Source organism: Bradyrhizobium sp. AUGA SZCCT0222, from assembly GCF_018130205.1.
GTDB lineage: Bacteria > Pseudomonadota > Alphaproteobacteria > Rhizobiales > Xanthobacteraceae > Bradyrhizobium.
In genome coordinates, this window is record NZ_JAFCLX010000004.1 from 130775 (window position 1) to 155388 (window position 24614).

At 63.9% G+C, this 24614-nt stretch carries 15 protein-coding genes; 12 read left to right on the top strand and 3 right to left on the bottom strand.

Annotated features, from left to right (window positions below):
• Nucleotides 1-63: 63 nt before the first annotated feature.
• From JQ629_RS04880 to JQ629_RS04900, 5 genes are all read left to right on the top strand, one after another.
• Complete coding sequence (locus JQ629_RS04880; protein WP_212411558.1) at nucleotides 64-8358, top strand: beta strand repeat-containing protein; 8295 nt, start codon at nucleotides 64-66, stop codon at nucleotides 8356-8358.
• Between the two features lie 142 nt (nucleotides 8359-8500).
• Nucleotides 8501-9004 (top strand): phage tail protein, encoded by a 504-nt coding sequence (locus tag JQ629_RS04885; protein ID WP_212411561.1) that lies wholly within the window; start codon nucleotides 8501-8503, stop codon nucleotides 9002-9004.
• 12 nt (nucleotides 9005-9016) lie between these two features.
• On the top strand, nucleotides 9017-9523 hold the full coding sequence (locus JQ629_RS04890) for a phage tail protein (RefSeq protein ID WP_212411563.1): 507 nt from the start codon (nucleotides 9017-9019) through the stop codon (nucleotides 9521-9523).
• A 9-nt stretch (nucleotides 9524-9532) separates the two neighbouring features.
• Nucleotides 9533-10057 carry a phage tail protein gene (locus JQ629_RS04895; RefSeq protein ID WP_212411565.1) on the top strand — a complete coding sequence of 175 codons (525 nt, stop codon included), beginning with the start codon at nucleotides 9533-9535 and terminating at the stop codon, nucleotides 10055-10057.
• A gap of 10 nt (nucleotides 10058-10067) precedes the next feature.
• Complete coding sequence (locus tag JQ629_RS04900; protein ID WP_212411567.1) at nucleotides 10068-10589, top strand: GNAT family N-acetyltransferase; 522 nt, start codon at nucleotides 10068-10070, stop codon at nucleotides 10587-10589.
• Between the two features lie 93 nt (nucleotides 10590-10682).
• Here the strand turns inward: JQ629_RS04900 and JQ629_RS04905 are convergent, their stop codons facing one another.
• Complete coding sequence (locus JQ629_RS04905; RefSeq protein WP_212411568.1) at nucleotides 10683-10985, bottom strand: DUF6916 family protein; 303 nt, start codon at nucleotides 10983-10985, stop codon at nucleotides 10683-10685.
• A 1024-nt stretch (nucleotides 10986-12009) separates the two neighbouring features.
• Here JQ629_RS04905 and JQ629_RS04910 point away from each other — a divergent pair.
• The 7 genes from JQ629_RS04910 (at nucleotide 12010) to JQ629_RS04940 (ending at nucleotide 20785) form a co-directional block, all read left to right on the top strand.
• On the top strand, nucleotides 12010-13164 hold the full coding sequence (locus JQ629_RS04910; protein ID WP_212411569.1) for an iron-containing alcohol dehydrogenase: 1155 nt from the start codon (nucleotides 12010-12012) through the stop codon (nucleotides 13162-13164).
• 74 nt (nucleotides 13165-13238) lie between these two features.
• The gene (locus JQ629_RS04915; protein ID WP_212411570.1) at nucleotides 13239-14801 is read left to right on the top strand and encodes an AMP-binding protein; all 1563 of its coding nucleotides are present in this window, start codon (nucleotides 13239-13241) and stop codon (nucleotides 14799-14801) included.
• Between the two features lie 302 nt (nucleotides 14802-15103).
• The gene (locus tag JQ629_RS04920) at nucleotides 15104-16699 is read left to right on the top strand and encodes an ABC transporter substrate-binding protein (protein ID WP_212411571.1); all 1596 of its coding nucleotides are present in this window, start codon (nucleotides 15104-15106) and stop codon (nucleotides 16697-16699) included.
• Nucleotides 16700-16738: 39 nt separating this feature from the next.
• On the top strand, nucleotides 16739-17686 hold the full coding sequence (locus JQ629_RS04925) for an ABC transporter permease (protein WP_192735579.1): 948 nt from the start codon (nucleotides 16739-16741) through the stop codon (nucleotides 17684-17686).
• A 203-nt stretch (nucleotides 17687-17889) separates the two neighbouring features.
• On the top strand, nucleotides 17890-18783 hold the full coding sequence (locus JQ629_RS04930; protein WP_212269402.1) for an ABC transporter permease: 894 nt from the start codon (nucleotides 17890-17892) through the stop codon (nucleotides 18781-18783).
• On the top strand, nucleotides 18783-19796 hold the full coding sequence (locus JQ629_RS04935) for an ABC transporter ATP-binding protein (protein WP_212411572.1): 1014 nt from the start codon (nucleotides 18783-18785) through the stop codon (nucleotides 19794-19796). Before JQ629_RS04930 ends, JQ629_RS04935 begins: the two co-directional genes overlap by 1 nt.
• Entirely contained in the window at nucleotides 19793-20785 is a 993-nt protein-coding gene (locus JQ629_RS04940; RefSeq protein WP_212411573.1) for an ABC transporter ATP-binding protein, read from the top strand. Before JQ629_RS04935 ends, JQ629_RS04940 begins: the two co-directional genes overlap by 4 nt.
• A 205-nt stretch (nucleotides 20786-20990) precedes the next feature.
• On the opposite strand, the gene JQ629_RS04945 is transcribed toward JQ629_RS04940, so the two are convergent.
• The gene (locus tag JQ629_RS04945) at nucleotides 20991-22952 is read right to left on the bottom strand and encodes an acetyl-CoA carboxylase biotin carboxylase subunit (RefSeq protein ID WP_212411681.1); all 1962 of its coding nucleotides are present in this window, start codon (nucleotides 22950-22952) and stop codon (nucleotides 20991-20993) included.
• Nucleotides 22953-22957: 5 nt separating this feature from the next.
• On the bottom strand, nucleotides 22958-24574 hold the full coding sequence (locus JQ629_RS04950) for an acyl-CoA carboxylase subunit beta (RefSeq protein ID WP_212411575.1): 1617 nt from the start codon (nucleotides 24572-24574) through the stop codon (nucleotides 22958-22960).
• Between the last annotated feature and the right edge of the window lie 40 nt (nucleotides 24575-24614).

The window sequence follows — 24614 nt, forward strand, 5'->3', positions numbered from 1 at the left end:
TCGCGCTAGCCGCGCGATTGACTGCGTGACGCGGACAAGAAACTTGCGTTGGGAGTACGAATAATGGCGAACGAATTGCCCCCCGGTTCGATGCCGCCGCCCGCGACCGGCGGCACACCTCCCGGCGTGAACCCGCCGCCTCCGCCGCCCCCACCCGGCCCCGGCACGCCTCCCGGTGGCCCCGTCATTATCGTGGGCCCCGGACCAGCGCCGCCGACAGCCAATACGCCGCCCGCGACCGCGACCGACGTCAACGCCGCGGCCAACAATGTCGTCGAAGGTGCCGCCGTCAATACGCTGGTCGGCGTCACCGTCCGCTCGACGGACGCCGAAGGCCAGACCATTACCTACACGCTGGCGTCGGACAGTTCCGGCGGCGGCTTCAAGATCGACGCGGCCACCGGCGTGGTGACGGTCGCCGATCCCGCCAAGATCAATTTCGAGACCGCGGCGGGCCACGCCTACACCATCACGGTGAATTCGTTCGACGGTTTCTCCACCTCGTCGCAGAGCTTCACCATCAACGTGTCAGACATCGCGCCCTCGACCCCGGTCGACAGCAATGCCGGCGCCAACACCGTGGCGGAAGGCGCCGCCGCCAACACGCTGGTCGGCATCACCGCCTCCTCCACCGACATCAACGGACCAGGCGTCACCTACAGCCTGAGCAACAGCGCCAACGGCGCCTTCAAGATCGATGCGGCCACCGGTGTGGTGTCGGTCGCCGATCCCACCAAGATCGATTTCGAAAGCACCGCGCCCGGGCATGTCCTCAACATCACCGCGGTCGCCAGTGACGGCACGCTGTCGAGTTCGCAGAATTTTGCCATCAACGTGACTGACGTCGCGCTGGCGACGCCGGTCGACAATAACGGCGCCGCCAACAGCGTCGCGGAAGGCGCGGCCAATGGCTCGACCGTCGGCCTCACCGCGTTCGCTGTTGACCCGAACGGCCCGGCGACGACCTATTCGCTGATCGGCGACACGTCCGGCGGCGGCTTCACCATCAACGCCACGACCGGAATCGTCACCGTCGCCGACGGCACCAGGATCGATTTCGAAAGCGCGCCCGGCAACGCCTATTCCGTGACCGTGCAGGCGGCCAATGGCGTATCCACCACGACGCAGAGCTTCACCATCGGCGTGACGGATGTCGCGCCCGCGGCCCCGACCGACAGCGATGCCGCGGCCAACTCGGTGCTGGAGGGTGTCGCGAACGGCACCGCCGTCGGCATCACCGCCGCCTCGAGCGACATCAATGGCGGGCCCGTGACCTTTTCGCTCGTCGGCGATACGTCCGGCGGCGGCTTCACCATCGACGCCGCGACCGGCATCGTCACCGTCGCCGATTCGAGCAGAATCGACTTCGAGACCGCGGCCGGCAACGCCTATACCGTCACCGCGCAAGCCAGCGACGGCACCCTCACCAGTTCGCAGACCTTCACCATCGGCGTGACCAATATCGCACCATCGATCCCCGTCGACACCAATGCCGGCGCCAACTCGGTGATCGAAGGCGCGGCCAATGGTTCAACCGTCGGCATCACCGCTTCCGCGACAGATATCAATGGACCCGGCGTGCTCTGGAGCCTCGCCGACAGCGCCGGCGGCCGTTTCACCATCGATGCCACCACCGGCGTCGTCACCGTCGCCAACTCCAGCGCCATCGACTTTGAGAGCGCGCCGGGCAACCTCTATACAATCGTGGCGCGGGCCACCGACAGCGGCGGATTATTCAGCCAGCAGTCCTTCACCATCGCCGTCACCGACGCGGCGCCTTCGACGCCCGTCGACGGCAACGCAGCCGCCAACACGATCGCGGAAGGCGCGGCCAACGGCTCGACCGTCGGCGTCACCGCGTCTTCGACCGACGTCAACGGCCCGGGCGTGACTTACTCGCTGGTCGGCGACACCTCGGGCGGCGGCTTCACCATCAATACCGCGACCGGCGTCGTCACCGTCGCCGATGCCACCAGGATCGATTTCGAAACCTCGGGCGCCAGCTATACCGTCGTTGTGCAGGCCAGCGACGGCACGCTGGCCTCTTCGCAGGCCTTCGTCATCGCCGTATCGGACATCGCCCCCTCGACGCCCGTCGATAGCAATGCCGCGGCCAACCAGGTCGCCGTCGGCGCCGCGGCCGGCGCCACTGTCGGCGTCACCGCGTCTTCCACCGACGTCAACGGCCCGGCCGTCACCTATTCGCTGGTCAACGACACCTCAAACGGCGGCTTCACCATCAATGCCGCGACCGGTGTCGTCACCGTCGCCGATCCGAGCAAGATCCTGCTCGCCGATCCCAGCTACGACATCACCGTCGATTCCAGCGACGGCACGCTGCACAGCCAGCAAACGTTCACGGTCAATGTCGTCGTGGATATCGCGCCGACCGTCGCCGCCGGCGATACGCTCAATTACACCGAGAACGCGACCAGCATCGTCGACCCGACCATCACCATCACCGATCCCGACAACGCCACCATGGCCGGCGCCAGGGTCGCGATAACAGGCGGGTTTAACAACACCCAGGATGTGCTGAGCTTCACGCCCGTCGGCTTCATCACCGGCACCTATGACCCCGTCACCGGCGTGCTGACATTGACGGGCACCGATACGCAGGCCAATTACGAACTCGCGCTGGAGTCGGTCACCTACCAAAACACCAGCGACAATCCCACGACCGCGCCGCGCACCTTGAGCTACACCGTCAGTGACGGCACGCTCGACAGCGCTGCGGCGACCGCGACCATCAACGTCGCGGCGGTCAACGATGTGCCGGTTGTCACGCCGACCGGCGGCTCCACCGCCTATACCGAGAACGCGGCCGCCGTCGTCATCGACGGGGCGCTCACCGTCACCGATCCCGACAGCCAGATCGCGTCCGCCCAGGTCCGCCTCTCGGTCGGCTTCCAGAACGGCGACCAGCTCAACTTCACCGACCAGAACGGCATTACCGGCATCTACAATTCCGGTACCGGCGTGCTTGCGCTGAGCGGCACCGCCTCGGTCGCCGACTATCAGGCGGCGCTGCGCTCGATCACCTTCAACAGCACCAACGACGATCCCGGTGTCAGCAAGACCATCGAATTCAAGGTCAATGATACCGTCGTCGACAGCAACCTCGCGACCAGGACGCTGGCGATCACGCCGGTCAACGATGAGCCGACGCTGACGACATCAGGGCTCAACCCCGGCTTCACCGAAAACGGCGCGGCGGTCGACCTGTTCTCGACGCCCGTGGTCGCCTCGGCGATCGAGGCCGCCCAGAACCTCAACAGCCTCGTCGTCACCGTCAGCAACGTCGCCGGCACCGGCGCCAGCGAAAGCCTGACCATCGACGGCACCACCGTCGAACTCAACAATGGCAACTCGGAAACCACCGCGACCAACGGCATGACCGCCTCGGTGGCCCTCGCCGGCGGCACCGCGACGGTCACGATCTCGAAGGTCGGCGGCGTCTCCGCCGCGATCATGCAGTCCATCGTCGATGGTCTCGCCTACGGCAATATCAGCGAAGATCCGGGTGCGGCCACCCGCGTGGTCACCCTCACCTCGCTGAGCGACACCGGCCCGACCGGCGGCGCCAACGACAATACCGCAGCGCCCGGCATTGCATCGTCGGTTGCCGTCACCCCCGTCAACGACGCACCGGTGATCGACCTCGTCGCCGGCGGCGGCGTCGACAACACGGCCACGACAGCGACCTTCAGCGAAGGCGCCGGCCCGCCGTCCACGACCGTCTTCGTCATGCCGAACCTCGATCTAAACGACGTGGACAGCGGCAATCTGACCGGCGCCACCGTCACCGTCACCGATTTCGTCGGCGGGCAGGATGTGCTGACCGTTTCGGGCAGCACCAGCGGCTCGGTCGGCGGCGTCGGCTTTTCCGTCTCCGGCAACGTGATCACCTTCAGCGGCACCGCCTCGGTTGCCGCCTACGAGGCCGCCATCCAGGCGGTGCAGTACAACAATTCGAGCGAGAACCCGGCGCCGGGCACGCGGCATTTCAACGTCCAGGTCACCGACGGCGCCAACGCCAGCACGACCGCGACCGCGACGCTGAACGTCGCCGCGCAGGACGACGCGCCGGTCAACACCATTCCGACCGACGCCGCCGTACCGACCGCGTTCTCCAACACCGACACCGCGATCTCAGGCCTCTCGATCACCGACGTCGATGCCGGCGCTGGCCTCGTCACGACGCAGCTTTCGGTGACCAACGGCACCGTCGCTGTCACACTGGCAGGCGCGGCGACCATCAGCGGCGGCGCCAACGGCTCCGCGACGCTGACGCTGTCCGGAACGGTGGCCGACATCAACGCCACGCTGGCCAACAACGTCAATTTCCACAGCACCGACGGCTTCACCGGTCAGGCCAACCTCACCGTGGTGACCCATGACGGCGGCAACACCGGGGCCGGCGGCCCGCTGACCGACACCGACACCGTGCACATCGGCGTCGTGCCGCAGGTCTGGTTCATCGACAACACCAATTTCGCGGCCAACGGCGCCGGCGGCACCGGCACGGCAGCCGATCCGTTCCGCTCGATCTCCGACTTCAACGGCTCGGCAGGCCCGGGCGCCAACGATTACGTGGTGATCAAGACCGGCACCGGCACCTATACCGGCGACGGCATCAATCTGCAGAACGGCCAGCAGCTCTATGGCGCCGGCGAAACGCTCAGCTTCACCAATCCGGTGAACGGCAACGTCGTCCAGATCCTCGACGGCACCGGCACCCGGCCGACCATCAACGTCACCACGGGCGGCGACCAGGGCATCGACCTTGCCTCGGGCAACACCATTCACGGGGTGAACATCACCACCGCCGCCGGCACCACCGGTCTCGACGACGGCAACAACAGCGTCGGCACCCTCACCATCGACCACATGTCGATAACAGGCGCGGGCCAGGCGGTCGACATCGACCAGGGCGGCAACCTCAACGTCGCGCTTGAATCGGTCAGTTCGACCGGCGGCACCTTCGGCGTGCAACTGGCTGGCACCGGTGCTGCGTTGACCGGCTCGTTCAGCGCCACTGGTGGTGCGATCTCGGGATCGAGCAGTTCGGGCTTCCTCGTCGGCGACGGCGCCGGTGGCGCCAGCACCGGCGGCACGGCGGCGATCTCCTATGGCGGCACGATCAGCGCCGCGAACGCGGCTTCCGTCGTCAACATCCAGGACCATTCGACCGGCGCCGTTACGCTGTCCGGCAACCTGACCCACACCGGCGCCGGGGCCGGTATCGTCCTCGACGACAATTCGAGCAACTTCACCTTCTCCGGCGCGACCCTCAACCTCAATACCGGCAGCTCGACCGCCATCAACATCACCGACCAGACCAACAGCACCGTTCTCTTCAGCGGCGCCACGGTTAACATCGACACCACGACCGGCGCTGGCATCAACATCGGCGGCACCAACAACAACGGCAATTTCAACATCACCGGCGGCACTCTCACCATCGACGCCACCGGCGCCGGCAACGGTTTTGCTGCCACCGGCGGCGGCACGGTGAACATCACCGGTGCAAATAACCATATTGCGACCGTCGGCGGCACGGCGCTCAACATCACCAGCACCACAATCGGCGCCAGCAACGTGACGTTCCACGACATCTCCGCCAATGGCGGAACCAACGGCATCGTGCTGAACAACACCGGCAGCAGCGGCGGCCTGACCGTCACCGGCACGGGATCGACCGATGGGACCGGCGGCACCATTCAGAACACCACCGGACGCGGCGCGAGCTTCATCAACACCAGCAACGTCTCGCTGAGCAATATGAACCTGACCAACGCGGGAACGTCTGATCTCGACGCCGACAATTCAGGGCTGTCGACCGGCGACAACCTTGCAACCAACGCGGCGATTCACCTGCAGACCGTGACGAACGCCACCATTGACAACGTCAACATCAGCGGCGGCGCCGAGCAGGGTATCAACGGCAATACCGTTGCCAATTTCAACCTCAGCAACAGCTCGATCTCGAACGTCGGCAACGCGGCGGACGAAGACGGCATCCATTTCTTCAATATGTCGGGCACCAGCGCGATCACCAACACCACGATCACCGGCAGCTTCGACGACCATCTCAACCTGCAGACACAGTCGGGCAATCTCGACCTTACCATCAGCGGCGGCAGCGTGAGCGCGAGCACCCAAGGTAGCGGCTACCTGTTTGGCATTCGCGGAACGACGGTGGCCAACATCAACATCGACGGGGCCTCGTCCACCAACAACTTCAGCGGTGGCATTGTCGCGGATGCGTTCGATAGCTCGACGATGAATTTGCGCGTCAACAACAGCACGTCGAGCGGCAACAACGACCAGCTTTCGGTCAGCGCCGGAGACAGCAGCAGCGTTGACCTGGAGGCGACCGGCAACACGCTGAGCAGCGTCGCGGCGGGTGATTTCGTGGTTATCGGCCTGCTCGGGTCCGCGTTCGACACCGGCTACGTTTTCGACGCCCGCATCCACAACAATACGATCAGCGTCGCCGATGAACTGGCGGCCGACGGCGTCTTCGTCTTCAACGCCGGCGGCGGCGTGATTAACGCCGCGATCACCGACAATACGATCAACTATGCCGGAGGACAGCGCGCGATCATCGTCCAGCAAGGTCAGGACGGTGCCGCCACGACGCGGGCGACGATCACTGGAAACAACATCGATCTTCTGCTCAACGGGGGCAACAATGCCGACAATGCCATCGTTGGAACATCAGGCGTCGCGGACCCGTCGGGCGCCGGGTCGTTCCTCGATCTGAACATCGGCGGCGCCGGCGCGCTTGCCAACGACATTACCCATTCGCTGGGCGGCACGGTTGGTGCGGGCGGCGATATCCGCGTGAGGCAGCGCTTTGCCGACAACATCAACCTTGACGGCTATGCAGGAGGTTCAACCGACACCGCTGCCGTCATCGCCTATCTGAATTCTCGAAATAATGAGGTTGACACGGCGAGCGCCACCGTCGACGGCGGTTCGTACAGCGGAAATGCGTCGCCGGCCTTCATCTCGGTCTCCGTTTCGACGCCTTCGGTCCTCGAAGACGGCGGAACGAACCTTGTCTACACGCTTACCCGCAGTGGCAGCACGGCCTCGTCGCTAGTGGCCAACTTTGCCATCACCGGTACCGCGAGTGCGACATCCGATTACGCTGTCACCGGTGCCACCACTTTCACGGCCGGTACCGGACTCGGTACCGTCACCTTTGCAGCCGGCAGTGCGACGGCCGTCATTACAGTCAATCCCACCGCCGACGCCGACGCGACCGAATCCAACGAATCGGTCGTGCTGGACGTCGGAAACAGCGGTACGGCGAACGGCAGCTTTGCGCGGGGCGTCATAACCGACGACGCACCTCTCCTCGCCGCTGCGGGGGGCGTACAGTCTTCCACGCCCACGCCGGGCGAAACCCACCTGACGCAGGCGCAGTTGAATTCCGTCATTGCGGCAGCGATCGCGCAGTGGGCGCATGCCGGCGCCACGCCGGCGCAACTGGCGGCGCTGGCGGCGATCACCTTCACCGTCGCTGACCTCGCCGGCAACGCCGTCGGCCTGCACACCGGCGGCGACATCCTCATCGACGCCAATGCCGCGGGCCATGGCTGGTTCGTCGATTCGACGCCATCGGACAGTTTCGAGTTCACCCACGCGGAGAATGCCGGCGGCACCGACCTGTCCGCCGATCCGTCCAGCGCCGCGGCCGGCCATATCGATCTGCTCACCGCCGTCATGCACGAGATGGGCCACGAACTCGGGCTATCCGACCTGACTGCCGCAGCCGACGCCCACAATTTGATGTACAGCAACCTCGTCGACGGCGAACGGCGGCTACCCGACGCGATCGACGTCGCGCTGGCGCCGACCACGACCCTGACGCCGACCATTTCGCTCGGACCAGTGACAACCACGGCGTCAAGTGCGGCCGCCGCAAATGCCGGCAACGACACCATCGACGCCGGCCATGGCGGCGGCTTCCTGTTCGGCGGCGGCGGCGCGGACACTTTCGCGTTCGCCAATGTCGACGTCCACGCGGCGACGGCGCCGCCGGTCACGCATGTCGTGGATTACAGCTACGCCGAAGGCGACCGGTTCGACTTCTCCGCGCTGACCTCGCAATTCCACGCGAGCGGCTTCAGCGACGGGATGATCGTGCGCGCGGTCGAGGATGGCAGCGGCCAGTTCGCGACGCTGCAGGTCAACGCGAACGACCCCTACGGTCCGCCGGCCGCGGCCAACTGGGTGAGCGTCGCGCAGATCGACGGCGCGCATTCCGGCGATGCCCTGAACGTGCTGATCGACAGCCATTCGGGCGTTCATCTCACCCAACTCCATGTCGGCTTGCTGACCTGACCCTTGTCCGGTTCTGATCGAATCAGAACCGGGCTCCGGTTTTTGTTTTTCCGCTCAGCAAATAATCCTGCGCAGATTTGTCTCGACTAAACGGTTTAACCTGTCGTATCGTAAAACGTCAGGTTGAATGTCCGGAGGATGCATGGCCGAGCCGTTTCTGTCGGAAATCAGGATGATGTCGTTCGGTTTCGCACCGCAGGGCTGGGCGCTGTGCAACGGACAGACCCTGCCGATCAACCAGAATCAGGCACTGTTCTCGCTGCTCGGCACCACCTATGGCGGCAATGGGCAGACCACCTTCCAGTTGCCCAATCTGCAGGGACGGGTGCCGAACCACACCGGCGGCATTGGCCATTTTCTCGGCCAGATCGGCGGCGAGCAGTCGCATACATTATCGATCGCTGAGTTGCCTTCACATACGCATTTTGCTCAGGCAAGTGGAAATGCCGGCAATTCGCAAGACGGTGCGAACAATGTGCTCGGTGTCGTTCCGGGCCGCCTCTATGCGGACCTGCCAGGCCAAACGACACTAAGTCCTACGACCATATCCACCGTTGGTGGTTCTCAGGCGCATACCAATATGCAGCCGTTCCTGACCGTCAGCTTCTGTATCGCCCTTCAGGGCATCTTTCCTTCGCAGAACTGAGGAAACGCACCCATGGCACAGCCCTATGTTGGCGAAATCCGCATGTTCGCCGGCAACTTCGCGCCGGCCGGCTGGTTTCTCTGCGACGGACAACTGATCTCGATCGCGGAGAACGAAGTCCTGTTTCAGTTGATCGGCACCACCTATGGCGGCGACGGCCAAAGCACTTTTGCGTTGCCCGATCTGCGTGGCCGGCTTCCGCTGCATCAGGGCGGAGGTTTTACGTTGGGCCAGCCCGGCGGCGTGGAGAGCGTCACGTTGACGGTGCAGCAGATGGCGGCGCACACACACCCAATGATCGCGTCCACCAGCCTGGGCCAGGATCCCAATCCGTCGGGCAAGATTGTGGCACAGATCGGCGGTGGGGCGTTGCCGTACATACAGGACGTAACGGACACCAACCTCAATGCGCAAGCCGTGACCACCGTAGGCGGCAGCCTGCCTCACGAGAATATGCAGCCCTATCTCTGCGTCAACTTCATCATTTCACAATTCGGGATCTTCCCGCCCCCGAGCTAAGAGGACGCCATGGCCGATCCGTTCGTCGCCGAAATCCGCATCTTCCCGTTCAATTTCGCGCCCAGGGGCTGGGCCTTTTGCGACGGACAAACCCTGCCGATCTCGCAGAATACCGCGCTGTTCTCGCTGCTCGGCACCACCTATGGCGGCAATGGCGCGAGCAACTTCAACCTGCCGGACATGCAGGGCAACGCGCCGATGCACCCCGGACAGGGCCCCGGCCTGTCGGATCGCTTTCTCGGCGAAACGGGCGGCGTCGAGACGGTAGTGTTGCTGCAAAGCGAAATTCCTGCCCACCCGCATTCGATGCGAGACCACGACATCGATGCGGGTGAACTCAATGCTCCTGCAGCTAACCGATCGCTCGCGAAGTCAAGCAACGCAACGATCTACACGGGCGCCGCTAATCTGGTGACGATGGCCCCTCAGGCCCTGACGATCGCCGGCAATAGCGCGCCGCACAACAACATGATGCCGTATCTCACCTTGAAATTCTGCATCGCGATGCAGGGCGTGTTCCCGCCGCGGGGATGAGCGATCTGCCATGCAGGCGTCGGCGGTCGTTCCGTTCGGCTGGGCGCGTGCCGCGGAAGCGGGATGCCGGTTTCGCCGCGCGGCCGATGTCGATTTGCCGTTTCTCGGCCGCGTCTACGCCTCGACGCGATCGGACGAACTCTCGATCGCGCCCTGGAGCGACGCCGAGAAGGCTGACTTCCTGGACCGGCAATTCCGCGCGCAGCACGCGCATTACCAGAAATACTATCCGAACGCCGACTGGCTGGTGATCGAACACCTCTGCCATGACATCGGCCGCCTCTACATCGAGCGCTGGCCCACGCAACATCGCATCATCGACATCGCTTTCCTCCCCGAACATCGCGGCAAGGGACTTGGCGAAGCCCTGCTGCGCGACCTCCTGGACGAAGCCGCCGCTGTGGCTAAGGATGCGTCGATCCATGTCGAGAAACTTAACCCGGCGATGCGGCTTTACCGGCGTCTCGGTTTTGTGACCGAGGAAGACAAGGGCGTTTACGATTTGATGCGGTGGAAGGCGGGGGCGTCCTGAAACTCGTCATGCCCGGCCTTGTGCCGGGCATCCACGTCTTGCGGCCAAAAGAAAGGCGTGGATGGCCGGGTCAAGCCCGGCCATGACGGGGGCTCACGCAAATATCGCCTGATACCCGCTGCCGCCTTGCAGCGGTCCGATCGGCACCAGAAATATTTCCATCACCCCAAGCTCCGGATGCCTCACCGGATAGATCGCCTGCGGCAGCGACGTGCCGCTGGGGGCAGTGAACAGCAGCGAGAACGCCCCGCCTTCCCTCCCGCTCGCGCCAGTCGGATCGGCCTTCACCAGCTTCAGCGGCAGCACGCCGCCGGTCGTCTCCATCTCGAAGTCAGCATCGAGATGGGCTGCGAAATCGTCGAGCTTGAGCGTCGCAAGGTCCGGCGATGAAGCCATCAACTATCCCCTTCGGTTGTGCCAAGCCTCTAACATATCGCGGCACGATGCGCCCGGATTTTTGTGCTCAGCTTGATTTGGACGCCGTCCCGCCTTGTGCCGTCGTCCCGGCGAAGGCCGGGACCCATAACCACAGGATTGGGTTTTGGGCACCATCGTCGAAGAGCGTCTTTTCACAACACCCGCCGCGGCGTATGGGTCCCGGCCTTCGCCGGGACGACATAGAAACTGCGACAAAACAACACGACGGGCAAATCATTCCGATTTACGGAAATCATGTCAAGTCCTAAATTTCCGAAAATCAAAAATATTTCTCTTTCCTTCCACCCCAAATCACCTGCACATCAATAGCCATCCCGTCCCACTCAGAGGGGCGTCGGCCGTCGTCATGACGAGGGACGGGGATGCGGTGGACGTTGACGTTGCGATTGACGGTCGCGGCTGAAGCGTACGGCGAAAGCGTGTGGTCCTGGCGCCCGTAACGGCGTCAAGTCCTGCGGGAGCTAACACTTCCGAGGGACGACGGTGGCAATAGAGACCGTCTCACCGGGGAGAGCGCGTTATAAGCCGTAAAGCCACTGCGCAGGGAATGTCGGATGCTCTCCGCTGCCCTGTATGCTCGTGTGCAGCTTTCTTTGCACTATTCGCACACGAGACCGCGGGTGCAGCGCGCATCCGGCATTCCCTGCGCCCTCTGGATTGGGGGGCGGATGAATTCGAACAACCCGGGCGAAACCTGCCGCGGGAATGCGAAGGTGTATCCGCGTGTCGTCCCGGCGAAGGCCGGGACCCATAACCCCAGGGAGTAGTTTTGCGAATGGTCTCTCGTACCTGAGCTTCAACGAGAGATCACGCGGTATGGGTCCCGGCCTTCGCCGGGACGACGCATGGAGGGACCTTCGCCGGGACGACTGGTGGAGAGGCGCCCCCGCCCACCCCTCCGCATCATCTTCGGGCATGACGTCCGGAATTTCCTCCGCTAACCTCCCTGCCAACAAGACCAAAATGTCCGGGGAGGACAAGCGTGCATAGAGGGCGTGTGGTATTCGGCGCCATGGATGAGGTCGTGTTCGGGCGGCCGGCATCCGAGGTGATCGTCGAGCAGATGGAACGGCTCGGCGCGGTCAGGGCGTTCCTGATGGTCAGCGGCACGCTCAACCGCGAGACCGACGTGATCAGGAACATCCGCGACATGCTGGGGCCGCGTTGCGTCGGAACCTTCGACGCGATGCCCGCCCATACGCCGCGGGCGGCTGTGATAGCGGCGACCGAACAGGCTCGTGTCGCCAAGGCGGACCTCATCGTCACCATCGGCGGCGGCTCGATCACCGACGGCGCCAAGGCGGTGCAGCTTTGCCTCGCCAATGACATTACGACCGTCGAAGACATCGACAAAATAAGGGCCGTTGCCGGCGCGCCGCCGCCGATGAACCCGCCATTGGTGCGGCAGATCAGCGTGCCGACGACGATCGCCGGCGGCGAGTTCACCGCGAACGCCGGCGTTACCAACGAGCGCACCAAGGTCAAGGAAGCGCTGCGCCATCGGCTGGTGATGCCGTGCGCCGTGATCCTCGACCCCGCGATCGGCCTGCACACGCCGGAATGGCTGTGGCTGTCGACCGGCATCCGCGCCGTCGACCATTGCGTCGAGGGCATTTGTGCGCGCGAGGCGCATCCCTATGCCGACGCCCAGGCGCTGAAGGGGCTTGCGCTGCTGGCGCAGGCGCTGCCGCGGGTGAAGGCCGATGGCGCCGATCTCGACGCGCGGATGGATTGCCAGATCGGCACTTGGCTTTCGACCGGGCCGCTGGCCGCGGGCGTGCCGATGGGCGCCAGCCACGGCATCGGCTACGTGCTCGGCGCCGAGTTCGGCGTGCCGCACGGCCACACCTCCTGCGTGATGCTCCCCTTCGTCATGCGCTGGAACAAGCCTGTGAATGCCGAGCGCCAGGCGCTGGTATCAGCCGCGATGGGGCATCCGGGCAAGGATGCCGGCGACGTGCTCGACGATTTCATTCGCGGCCTCGGCATGCCGCGCAGCCTGCGCGAGGTCAAAGTCGGGCCTGAGCATTTCGACCGCATCGCACAGCAGGCGATGGCGACGCCGTGGGTGCCCCGCAACCCGCGCAAGATCGAGGGACCTGCACAGGTGCGCGAGATTCTCGAACTGGCTGCCTAGAGCATGATCCGGAAAAGTGGGCACCGGTTTTCCGAGAAGATCATGCTCAAAACAAAGGGATAGACGGAACGTAAATGTACACCGGCAAGCATGTAAAACTTCGTCCGCTGCAGCCCGCCTTCATCATGGCCGGCACCGGCGAGACCGTCACCTATCGCGAACTCGACGCGCGCTCCAACCGGCTGGCGCATCTGTTCCGTCAACGCGGCCTGAAGCGGCTCGACCATTATTCGGTCTTCATGGAGAACAACAGCCGCTATCTCGAAGCCTGCGGCGCCGGCGAACGCTCGGGCCTCTATTACACCTGCGTGAACTCGTACCTCACCGCGAGCGAACTCGCCTACATCCTGACCAACAGCCAGTCGCGCATCCTGATCACCTCTCGGGAAAAACTCGATGTCGCGCGCGAGGCGTTGCAGGAATGCCCGCACGTGGAGCTTTGCATCGTCGCCGATGGCCAAGGAGAAAGTTGGCCCGAAAGCGATCGCATCGTTGGCCTGCAAGCAGTGACGGCGGATATGCCGCACACGCCGATAGCAGATGAATGCGTTGGCACCGCGATGCTGTATTCCTCCGGCACCACCGGCCGGCCGAAGGGTATTCTGCGCCCGCTACCGGAACTGCCGGCCGATCAGCAATTGCCGCTGTTCGATTTCCTGGTGAAGATCTGGCAGTACCGCGAGGGCATGATCTATCTGTCGCCAGCGCCGCTCTACCATTCGGCGCCGCAGGCCGCCGTCAACCTCACGATCAAGATGGGCGGCACCGCCATCATCATGGAACGGTTCGATCCCGAGCATTATCTCTCGCTGATCCCGAAATGGGGCATCACGCACACCCAGCTGGTGCCGACGATGTTCTCGCGGATGCTGAAGCTGCCGGAGGACGTGCGCACGCGATACGACCTTTCCTCGCTCGAGATCGCGATCCATGCCGCCGCGCCCTGCCCGGCGGCGGTCAAGGACGACATCATCAAATGGTGGGGCCCGATCATCCACGAATATTACGGCGCCACCGAAGGGCTCGGCTTTACCTCCTGCAACAGCGAGGAGTGGCTGGCCCATCGCGGCACCGTGGGCCGGGTGCTGCTCGGCGATCTGCATATTCTCGACGATAACATGCAGGCCGTTCCCGTCGGCACGCCGGGCACGGTGTGGTTCAAGACCGCCACCCCGTTCGAATATTTCGGCGATCCGGCCAAGACCAAGGAAGCCCGCTCGGCGGACGGCAGCATGAGCACGGTGGGCGATGTCGGCTATGTCGACAATGACGGCTATCTCTATCTCACCGACCGCGCGACGTTCATGATCATCTCCGGCGGCGTCAACATCTACCCGCAGGAATGCGAGAATCTGCTGATCACGCATCCCAAGATCGCCGATGCCGCAGTGTTCGGCGTGCCCAATCCGGATCTGGGCGAGGAAGTGAAGGCGGTGGTGCAGCCGATGCCCGGCGTTTCGCCAGGAGCGGATCTCGCGGAGGAATTGATCGCGTTCTGCAGCCAGTCGCTGTCGCGCCAGAAAGTGCCGCGCTCGATCGATTTCGAGAAGGAACTGCCGCGGCTGCCCACCGGCAAACTCTACAAGCGCCTGTTGCGCGACCGCTATTGGGGCAACAAGACCTCGCGGATCGTGTGAGGAGCCCAGGATTGGCAAACGCGCGACCGCGTTGATACGAAATATGCCGGAACGTGACGGCGTGAGCGCTCGGGTGAGGCATTATGGCGCGATCATCTTGTGTGCGTCGCAACGACGGCGCCAATTGCTCAGCCATATCCGTGCAAACGGCCGCGAAAGTCAGGCCGGTTCCGCCATACGGAGTTTCATTCGTCCGAATTGCCAACCTCCGCACGGCCCTGGCCGGTTGCCCGGCAGGATGGTCATGCTATCGTCGGCGGTAATCGGCCATTTGAGACCGAACATTCTCGGGAGGGGACACCATGCGGAGCGTGCGAACGCTTGCCGTCGCGGCGTTGTTATTGCTGCCGGCCTACCATGTTGCATCGGCGGGCGAGCCCAAGCAGGGCGGCATCCTCAAGGTCTATCACCGCGACAGCCCGGCCAGCGCCTCGATCCACGAGGAGGCGACCTATTCGGTCAACATTCCCTTCATGCCTGTTTTCAACAACCTCGTGATCTACAAGCAGGACGTCCCGCAGAACTCCATGGAGTCGATCGTCCCGGACCTCGCGGAGAGCTGGGCCTGGAGCGACGACAAGAAGAAGCTCACCTTCAAGCTGCGGCAGGGCGTCAAATGGCACGACGGCAAGCCGTTCACCTCCGCCGACGTCAAATGCACCTTCGACATGCTGATGGGCAAGTCGCAGCAGAAGTTCCGCAAGAACCCGCGCAAGTCCTGGTATGACGAGGTCGTCGACGTCACCACGTCAGGCGATTTCGAGGCGTCGTTCAATCTGAAGCGGCCACAGCCCGCGCTGCTGGCGCTGCTCGCCTCCGGCTATACACCGGTCTATCCATGCCACGTCTCGCCCGGCGACATGCGCACCAAGCCGACCGGCACCGGTCCGTTCAAGTTCGTCGAGTTCAAGGCCAACGAATCGATCAAGCTGACGCGCAACCCCGATTACTGGAAGAAGGGCCTGCCGTATCTCGACGGCATGGAATTCACCATCATCACCAACCGGTCGACGGCCATTCTCGGCTTTATTTCCGGACAGTTCGACATGACCTTCCCCACCGAAGTGTCGATCCCGCTGCTCAAGGACGTCAAGAAGCAGTCGCCGAACGCCGTGTGCGTCGTGGAGCCGATCAACGTCTCGACCAATATCATCGTCAACTCGTCCTCGCCGCCGTTTGACAGCCTGGATATCCGCCGCGCGATGGCGCTGGCGATCGACCGCAAGGCGTTCATATCGATCCTGTTCGAAGGACAGGCGGATATCGGCGGCACCATGCTTCCCGCGCCGGGCGGGTTGTGGGCGATGCCGAAGGAGATGCTGGAGACGATCCCGGGCTACGGCCCCGACATCAACGCCAATCGGGAAGAAGCGCGCAAGCTGATGCAGAAGGCGGGCTTTGGGCCGGACAAGCGGCTCGCGGTCAAGGTCGCAACGCGCAACATTCCGATCTATCGCGACCCCGCCATCATCCTGATCGATCAGCTCAAGAGCATCTATATCGACGGCGAGCTTGACGTGGTCGAGACGGCGAACTGGTTCTCGAAAGTCGCGCGCAAGGATTATGCGCTCGGCCTCAATCTGACCGGCAATGCCGTCGACGATCCCGACCAGTCGTTCTACGAGAACTATTCCTGCGGCTCGGAGCGCAACTACACCAACTACTGCAACAAGGACATCGAAAAGCTGTTCGGCGAGCAGTCCCAGGAAACCGACGTCGCCAAGCGCAAGAAGATCGTCTGGGAAATCGACAAGAAGCTGCAGGAGGACGTCGCCCGCCCAATCATCTACCACGGCCGCTCGGGTTCCTGCTGGCAGCCCTACGTCAAGGGCATCACCATCATGGTGAACAGCTCCTATAACGGCTATCGTTACGAGGATGTATGGATGGACAAGTAACGTCCGCCATTACGTCGGCCGGCCAGGGAGAATAGCCAGGTGTTTGCTTATATCGTGCGACGCCTCGCCTTGATGTTCGTGACCCTGATCGGGATCTCGATCATCATCTTCGTGCTGCTGCGCGTCGTTCCCGGCAATATCGTCGACATCCTGTTCGACGCGGCCGGCTTCGTCGATCCCGCCGACAAGGCCAATCTGGAAAAGGAACTCGGCCTCAGCGACCCGATCGTGGTGCAGTATTTCCGCTGGATCGGCGGGTTGCTGCATGGCGATCTCGGCTATTCCTATGTCTCGGAAAAACCGGCTCTGCAGGAGATCCTGCCGCGAATTCCGATCACCGCAAAGCTGGCGGGGCTGGCGCTGCTGTTCTCCGCATCGATCGGCATTCCCCTCGGCGTCATCAGCGCCGTTCACCAGGGCACAAGGCTCGATTATGCCTTGCGTATCGTCAGCCTGAGCGGGCTGTCGCTGCCCTCGTTCTGGCTCGGACTGTTGATCCTGATGGCGTCGGTTTCCATGTTCGGAACCATGCCGATCTTCAATCCCAATCCGAAGACCTGGACCGAAGCGATCGCCATCTACTGCGTGCCGGCGATGGCGGTCGGCTTTCGCAGCGCCGCGCTGACGATGCGCATCACACGCTCCTCGATGCTCGAAATCCTGCGCCAGGATTTCATCCGCACCGCGCGCGCCAAAGGCGCCTCGGAAAATTCGGTCAATTATCGCCACGCGCTGAAAAACGCCATCCTGCCCGTCATCACCGTGATCGGCATCGAGGCCGCTTTCCTGATCGGCGGGCTGATCGTCACCGAAACCGTGTTCAATATCCCGGGCATCGCCCGCTTCCTGGTCGAGGCGCTGCGCTGGCGCGACTACCCGATCGTGCAGAACCTCGTGATGCTGATCGCGGTCGTCGTGGTGTTTGCCAACTTCACCGTCGACCTGCTGTATGCCGCGATCGATCCGCGCATCCGCTACGGGGATTAGGGCATGATGACTTTGAGCAAAATCGGTGCCGGCGTTCGTCTTACCTCGCCCCGCTTGCGGGGAGAGGTCGGATTGCGAAGCAATCCGGGTGAGGGGGTACAGGTCCATCGATTGACACCGGCGCTTGCGGATAGAGCCCCTCACCCCAACCCTCTCCCCGCAAGAGCGGGGAGAGGGAGCACGAACAGTTAGGAGTTATCCGTTTGGCCGTGGTCAATTACGATAGCGAACTGAAGCGCGCCGGCGCCCATTCGACGCATGGCTGGCGTCGGCTGACGTTTCTCGCGCAACGCTACATGCTCGGCACCATCGGCCTTTTCATCATGGTGATGTTCGTCTGGGTGGCGATATCGGCCGATCTGATCTGCCGCTTCAGTCCGCTCAGCGTCGATTCCACGCACCGGCTGGCGGCGCCGGACGCCGTGCATTGGCTGGGTACCGATTCATTCGGTCGCGATGTCTGGAGCCGGATCGTCCATGGTGCCCGGATTTCGCTGGCCGTCGGCATCGGCGCCACGGTGCTGGGCTCGACGCTCGGCGTCATCGTCGGCCTCGTTTCCGGCTATCTCTCGGGCTGGGTCGATTTGCTGTTCCAGCGCGTGACCGACATTTTGCAGGCCCTGCCGCTGCTGGTGCTGGCACTGGTCATGACGGCGGCCCTGGGGCCGTCGCTGCCGAACGTCATCATCGCGATCGCGATCCCGCTGATTCCAACGGTGGCCCGCGTGATCCGCGCCAACACGCTGGCTTTGCGCGAACTTCCGTTCGTCGAGGCCGCCAAGTCGATCGGCATGAGCGAAACGCGCATCGCTATACGCCACGTGCTGCCGAACACGCTGGCGCCGCTGATCGTGCTGGCCACCGCGCAGCTCGGCTCCACCATTCTCACCGAAGCCTCGCTGTCGTTCCTCGGCCTCGGCATTCCCGAGCCCTATCCGTCATGGGGCCGCATGCTGTCGGAATCGGCGGCGGAATATGTCCGCACCGCACCCTGGCTGGTGATCTTCCCCGGCGTCGCGATCAGCCTTGCGGTGTTCGGCACCAATCTGTTCGGCGACGCGCTGCGCGACATCCTCGACCCGAGGCAGCGCGGCTGATGACGCTGGCACGGGCGGATGAGACGGTTCTCGATGTGAAGAACCTGCAGACGGTGTTCTTCACCAATTCGGGCCTGTTCCGGGCAGTCGATGACGTATCGTTTCACGTCCGCCGCGGCGAGACGCTGGCGATCGTCGGCGAATCCGGCTGCGGCAAGAGCGTCAGCGCGCTGTCGATCATGCGGCTGGTGCCGGACCCGCCGGGGCGAATCGTCGGCGGCTCGGTGACGCTCGAAGGCACCGACCTGCTCGGCATCGGCGAAGCGGACATGCGCAAGATCCGTGGCAACCGGATGTCGATGATCTTCCAGGAACCGATGACCTCGCTCAATCCGGTGATGCGGATCGGCGACCAGATCACCGAGGTGGTGCGGCTGCACCAGGACATGACGGCGAAGGAAGCGTGGGCGAAAGCCGTCGAAATGCTGCGCCTCGTCCGGATTCCCGAGCCGGAGCGGCGCGCGCATGAATATCCGCATCAGCTTTCCGGCGGCATGCGCCAGCGCGCGATGATCGCGATGGCGTTGGCGTGCCGCCCGGCCCTGTTGATCGCGGACGAGCCGACCACCGCGCTCGATGTCACGATCCAGGCACAAATCCTGGCGCTGATCGTCGACCTGCAAAAGACCCTCGGCACCGGCCTGATCCTGATCACCCATGATCTCGGCGTGGTGGCGCAGACCGCACAGCGCGTCATCGTGATGTATGCGGGCAAGAAGGTCGAGGAAGCCACCGTCGAGGCGCTGTTCGAGAATCCACGGCATCCCTACACCCGCGGCCTGATGGCCTCGATGCCGGCGGTGATTTCGCTCGGCGCGAAAGAGGACGTCAGGCTGAACGAAATTCCCGGCATGGTGCCATCGCTGACCAATTTGCCGCCGGGCTGCGCCTTTGCGCCGCGCTGTCCGTTCGCGATCGACCGCTGCCGCGTCGAATATCCGCCGCTACTGGATTTCGGCGACAATCATTTTGCGGCGTGCTGGCGCGCCGCGGAAATGGTGGCCGCGCCATGAGCGACGCGACGCCCCTCTTGGAGGTTACCGACCTCGTCAAGCATTACCCGGTGCGCGGCGGCATCCTGCGCCGGCGCATCGGCACCGTGCATTCGGTCGACGGCGTCAGCTTCTCGGTCGGCAAGGGCGAGACGCTGGGACTGGTCGGAGAATCCGGCTGCGGCAAGTCGACGGTCGCGCGCAGCGTGCTGCGGCTGGTGGAACCGACCAGCGGCGCGATCAAGCTCAACGGCACTGACATCACCAACCTCAGCAAGACGGATCTGCGGCCGCATCGGCGCTCGATGCAGATCGTGTTCCAGGATCCGTTCGCTTCACTCAATCCGCGCATGACCGCCGGCGAGATCGTCGGCGAACCGCTCGGCGTCCACGGCCTTGCCACCGGACGCGCGCAGCAGGAACGGGTCGCCGAACTGTTCGCCCAGGTCGGCCTGCGCGCGGACCAGATGAAGAACTATCCGCATCAGTTCTCCGGCGGACAGCGGCAGCGCATCTGCATCGCGCGAGCGTTATCATTGGGGCCAAGCTTGATCGTCTGCGACGAGCCGGTATCCGCGCTCGACGTCTCGATCCAGGCGCAGGTGATCAATCTGTTGATCGACCTGCAGCGCAAGAACAATTTTTCATATCTGTTCATCGCCCATGATCTCGCCGTGGTCGCCCATATCAGCCACCGCGTCGCCGTGATGTATCTCGGGCGCATTGTCGAGATCGCCGACAAGACTGAGCTGTTCGCCAACCCGCGCCACCCCTATACGCAGGCGCTTTTGGCTTCGGTGCCCGTCGCCAACCCGAAGGCGAAGAAGCTCGCGCCCATGATCGACGGCGACGTCCCAAGCCCGATCAACCCGCCGTCGGGCTGCGCCTTCCACACCCGCTGCCGCTACGTGATGGACCGCTGCAAGGTCGAACGGCCGTCGCTGCTTGATGCCGGCGCGCGGCATCAGGTCGCGTGTTGGCTCAATGAGGGCACCGGGCGGGCGGAGTGACATCCATCGTCGTCCCGGCGAACGCGGGTGGAGTAAACTCTATCGTCGTCCCGATTTCCATTGTCGTCCCGGCGAAGGCCGGGACCCATAACCCCGGTCATCTGTTGTTGGAAGAAGCCGTCGACCATTGTGCTCAACAATAACCGCCGCGGCGTATGGGTCCCGGATCGCGCTTCGCTTGTCCGGGACGACATATGGTTTGCTGCTATACCGCCGCCTCGATCTCGACCACGATCTTCCCCGTCGTCACCTGCTCACCCTCGGCGACATCGATCGCCGCGACCTTTCCCGCAACACCCGCCGTATGCACGTGCTCCATCTTCATCGCTTCCAGCGTCATGACTGGCTGGCCGGCCGAGACCTGCTCGCCCGGCTTGACCAGCACGGCGACGACGCGGCCATTCATCGCCGCGCGCACCTTGCCGTCGCCGCCGCTGGCCGCGGCCGACACCGGTGCCGCCAGCGTCAGGTCGCGAACCGCAATCGTGGTGCCGCGGTGCAGGAAATAGAGCCGATCCCGGTCGCGCAGGAATTTGACGGACTCCGCAAGACCGTCGCGGCTGAAGCGGATGGTGTCGCCGTCGACGGCATGAACTTCGATCCGGTAGAGCGTGTTGTTGAGCCCGCGATAGCTGCCGTCACGCTCGCGCACGATCTCGATCTCATGGACCGCGCCGCCGATCTCGACGCGAACAGGAACCGGGAACGTCGCCGCCAGCGAGCGTCCGGGCTTCCACTTCGGTGTCGAAGGATCGGTGACATAAAGCAGCAACGCCGCAAGCTCGGCTTCCGAAGCTGCATCCTTGCGCGGCGCCAGCAATTCATCGCGGTGGCTGCCGATGAAGGAGGTGGTCGCCTCACCCGCGGCAAAAACGGGATGGCGCAGGCATGAAATCAGAAAGCCCTGATTGGTGGTGACACCGAATGCAGCTACCTGCTCCAGACCGACGATCAGCTTGCCCCGCGCCTCATCGCGGGTGGCGCCACGGCTGATGATCTTGGCGATCATCGAATCATAGAACGGCGGAATCTCGGAACCCGATTGCAGCGCATGTTCGACCCGGATACCGTCAGGCATCTGCCACAACGCCATCGTGCCGGATTGCGGCATGAAATCGTGGCCTGCGTCTTCCGAACACAGCCGCACCTCGATGGCATGGCCGGAGAATTTGATGTCTTCCTGCACCAACCCGAGCGCTTCGCCGCTGGCGACGCGCAGTTGCAGTTCGACGAGATCGAGGCCCGTGATCGCCTCGGTGACGGGATGCTCGACCTGCAGCCGCGTGTTCATTTCCATGAAGTAGAATTCGCCGCTGCTATCGAGCAGGAATTCCAGCGTGCCGGCGCCCTCATAACCGATCGCCTTGACGGCTGACACCGCAACCGCGCCCATCCGCGCCCGCAGCCTCGGCGACACCGCCGGCGACGGCGCCTCCTCGATCAGCTTCTGGTGCCGCCGCTGCACCGAGCAATCGCGCTCGCCGAGATGGACGGCGTTACGGTAACGATCGCCGAACACCTGGATTTCGATATGGCGGGGACTAACGATGGCGCGTTCCAAAATGACCGTGGGGTCGCCGAACGCACCCTGCGCCTCCGATCGCGCACTGCGCAGCGCATCCGGAAACGTCGCGGCATCCGCGACCAGCCGCATACCGCGCCCGCCGCCACCCGCGACCGCCTTGATCATCACGGGAAAGCCGATCTTCCTGGCTTCCGCCACCATCACAGCGTCGCTCTGGTCGGCGCCCTGATAGCCGGGCACGCAGGGTACGCCGGCCTTTTCCATGATCTCCTTGGCGCCGGCCTTGTTGCCCATCGCCCGGATCGCCTCCGGCGACGGTCCGATGAAGACCAGCCCCGCATCGCGGCAGGCCTGCGCGAAATCTTCGTTCTCGGCGAGGAAGCCGTAGCCGGGATGGACCGCCGTGGCGCCGCTGGCCTTGGCCGCTGCAATGATCGCCTCGATCCGCAAATAGGATTGTGCCGGCAGCGCCTCGCCGATCCGCACCGCCTGGTCGGCTTCGCGGACATGCAGCGCGTCGCGGTCGGCATCGGAATAGACCGCGACCACGCCACAGCCGAGACGGCGCGCGGTGCGCATGATGCGCAGCGCGATCTCGCCGCGGTTGGCGATCAATATCTTGAAGAACGGCGTCGACTTCATCATCGTCATGGCCGCGCGACCGAGAATTGCATGGGCTGCGGCGTCCGTGCCTCGGCCTCGCGGCAGATTGCCAGCACCTCGGATAGTACGCTGCGGGTATCGCGCGGATCGATCACGCCGTCATCGAGCACACGTGCCGAGGTCGAGAACACGTCCATCTGGCCGTCGAACACGCCTGTTATCTGCGCCTTCATCGCGTCAAGCTTTTCCTTCTCGATCGGTTTGCCGCGACGCGCGGCGGCAGCTTCCGTCACGATCGCCATTGTCTCCGCCGCCTGCTCACCGCCCATCACGGCGGTCTTGGCGTTGGGCCAGGAGAAGCAGAAGCGCGGATGGAAGCCGCGCCCGCACATGCCGTAATTGCCGGCGCCGAACGATGCGCCGCAATAGATGGTGATCTGCGGCACGGTCGCCGAGGTCACCGCCTGGATCATCTTGGAGCCGTGCTTGATCATGCCGGCTTCCTCATAGGCCTTGCCGACCATGTAGCCGGTCGTGTTGTTCATATACAAAAGCGGCGTGCGCGACTGGCAGCAGGCCTGGATGAAATGCGTCGCCTTGTTGGCGCCGGGCACATCGAGCGGACCGTTGTTGGTGATGATACCGATCGCCTGTCCCTCGATGCGGGCGTGGCCGCAGATGGTGGCGGGGCCGTAATTGCTGCCGAACTCGGTAAAATCGGAATCGTCGATAAAGCGCGCGATGGCCTGCCGCATGTCGACCGGACGCTTGTGATCCATCGGCATGATGCCAAGCAGTTCCTCCGCGTCATAGCGCGGAGGCCGATACGAGGTTTCAGCAGGTATTGGCCGGTCCCACTGCATATTGGTCATGATGTCGCGCGCGATCCGCAGCGCGTCACGGTCGTCCTCGGCGAGATAATCGCCGAGGCCGGAGATCGAGGTGTGCATCTCGGCCCCACCGAGCTCTTCCTCGGTCGCGATCTCGCCCGTCGCGGCCTTGAGCAGCGGCGGTCCGGCGAGGAAGGCGCGGGTGCGGCCGCGCACCATCACGATGTAGTCGGAGAGCCCGGTCTGGTAGGCGCCGCCTGCGGTCGACGAACCGTGCGTCACCGTGACAACAGGCAAGCCCGCCGCCGACAGTCTGGCCAGGTTGCGAAAGATATTGCCGCCGCGAATAAAATCCTCGACGCGGTAGCGCAGCAGGTTTGCGCCGGCGCTTTCAACCAGTTGCACGTAGGGCAGCTTGTTCTCCAGCGCCAGTTCCTGCACGCGCAAGGTCTTGTCGAGGCCGTAAGGCTGCAACGCGCCGGCGTCGATGCCGGAATCATTGGCGCTGATCATGCAACGGATGCCGGAGACGAACCCGATGCCGGCGATCGCCCCGCCGCCCGGGATGCTCTTGTCGGCATCCGGCACGTCGAACATGTAGCCCGCCAGCGTCATCAATTCGATGAAGGGCGATCCGGGATCGAGCACCAGCGCGACGCGCTCGCGCGGCAATAATTGGCCGCGCTTGTGAAAGCGGTCCTTGGCAGCAGCGGAGGCGGCGCGCGTCCGCTCCTCAAGTCCGCGCATCCGCGCGATCAGCGCCAGCATGCCGTCGCGGTTGGCCTTGTAGCCGGCGCTGCTTGGGGCGATGGTCGAGTCGATGATGGCCATTATTTCTCCTACTCGTCATTGCGAGGAGCGAAGCGACGAA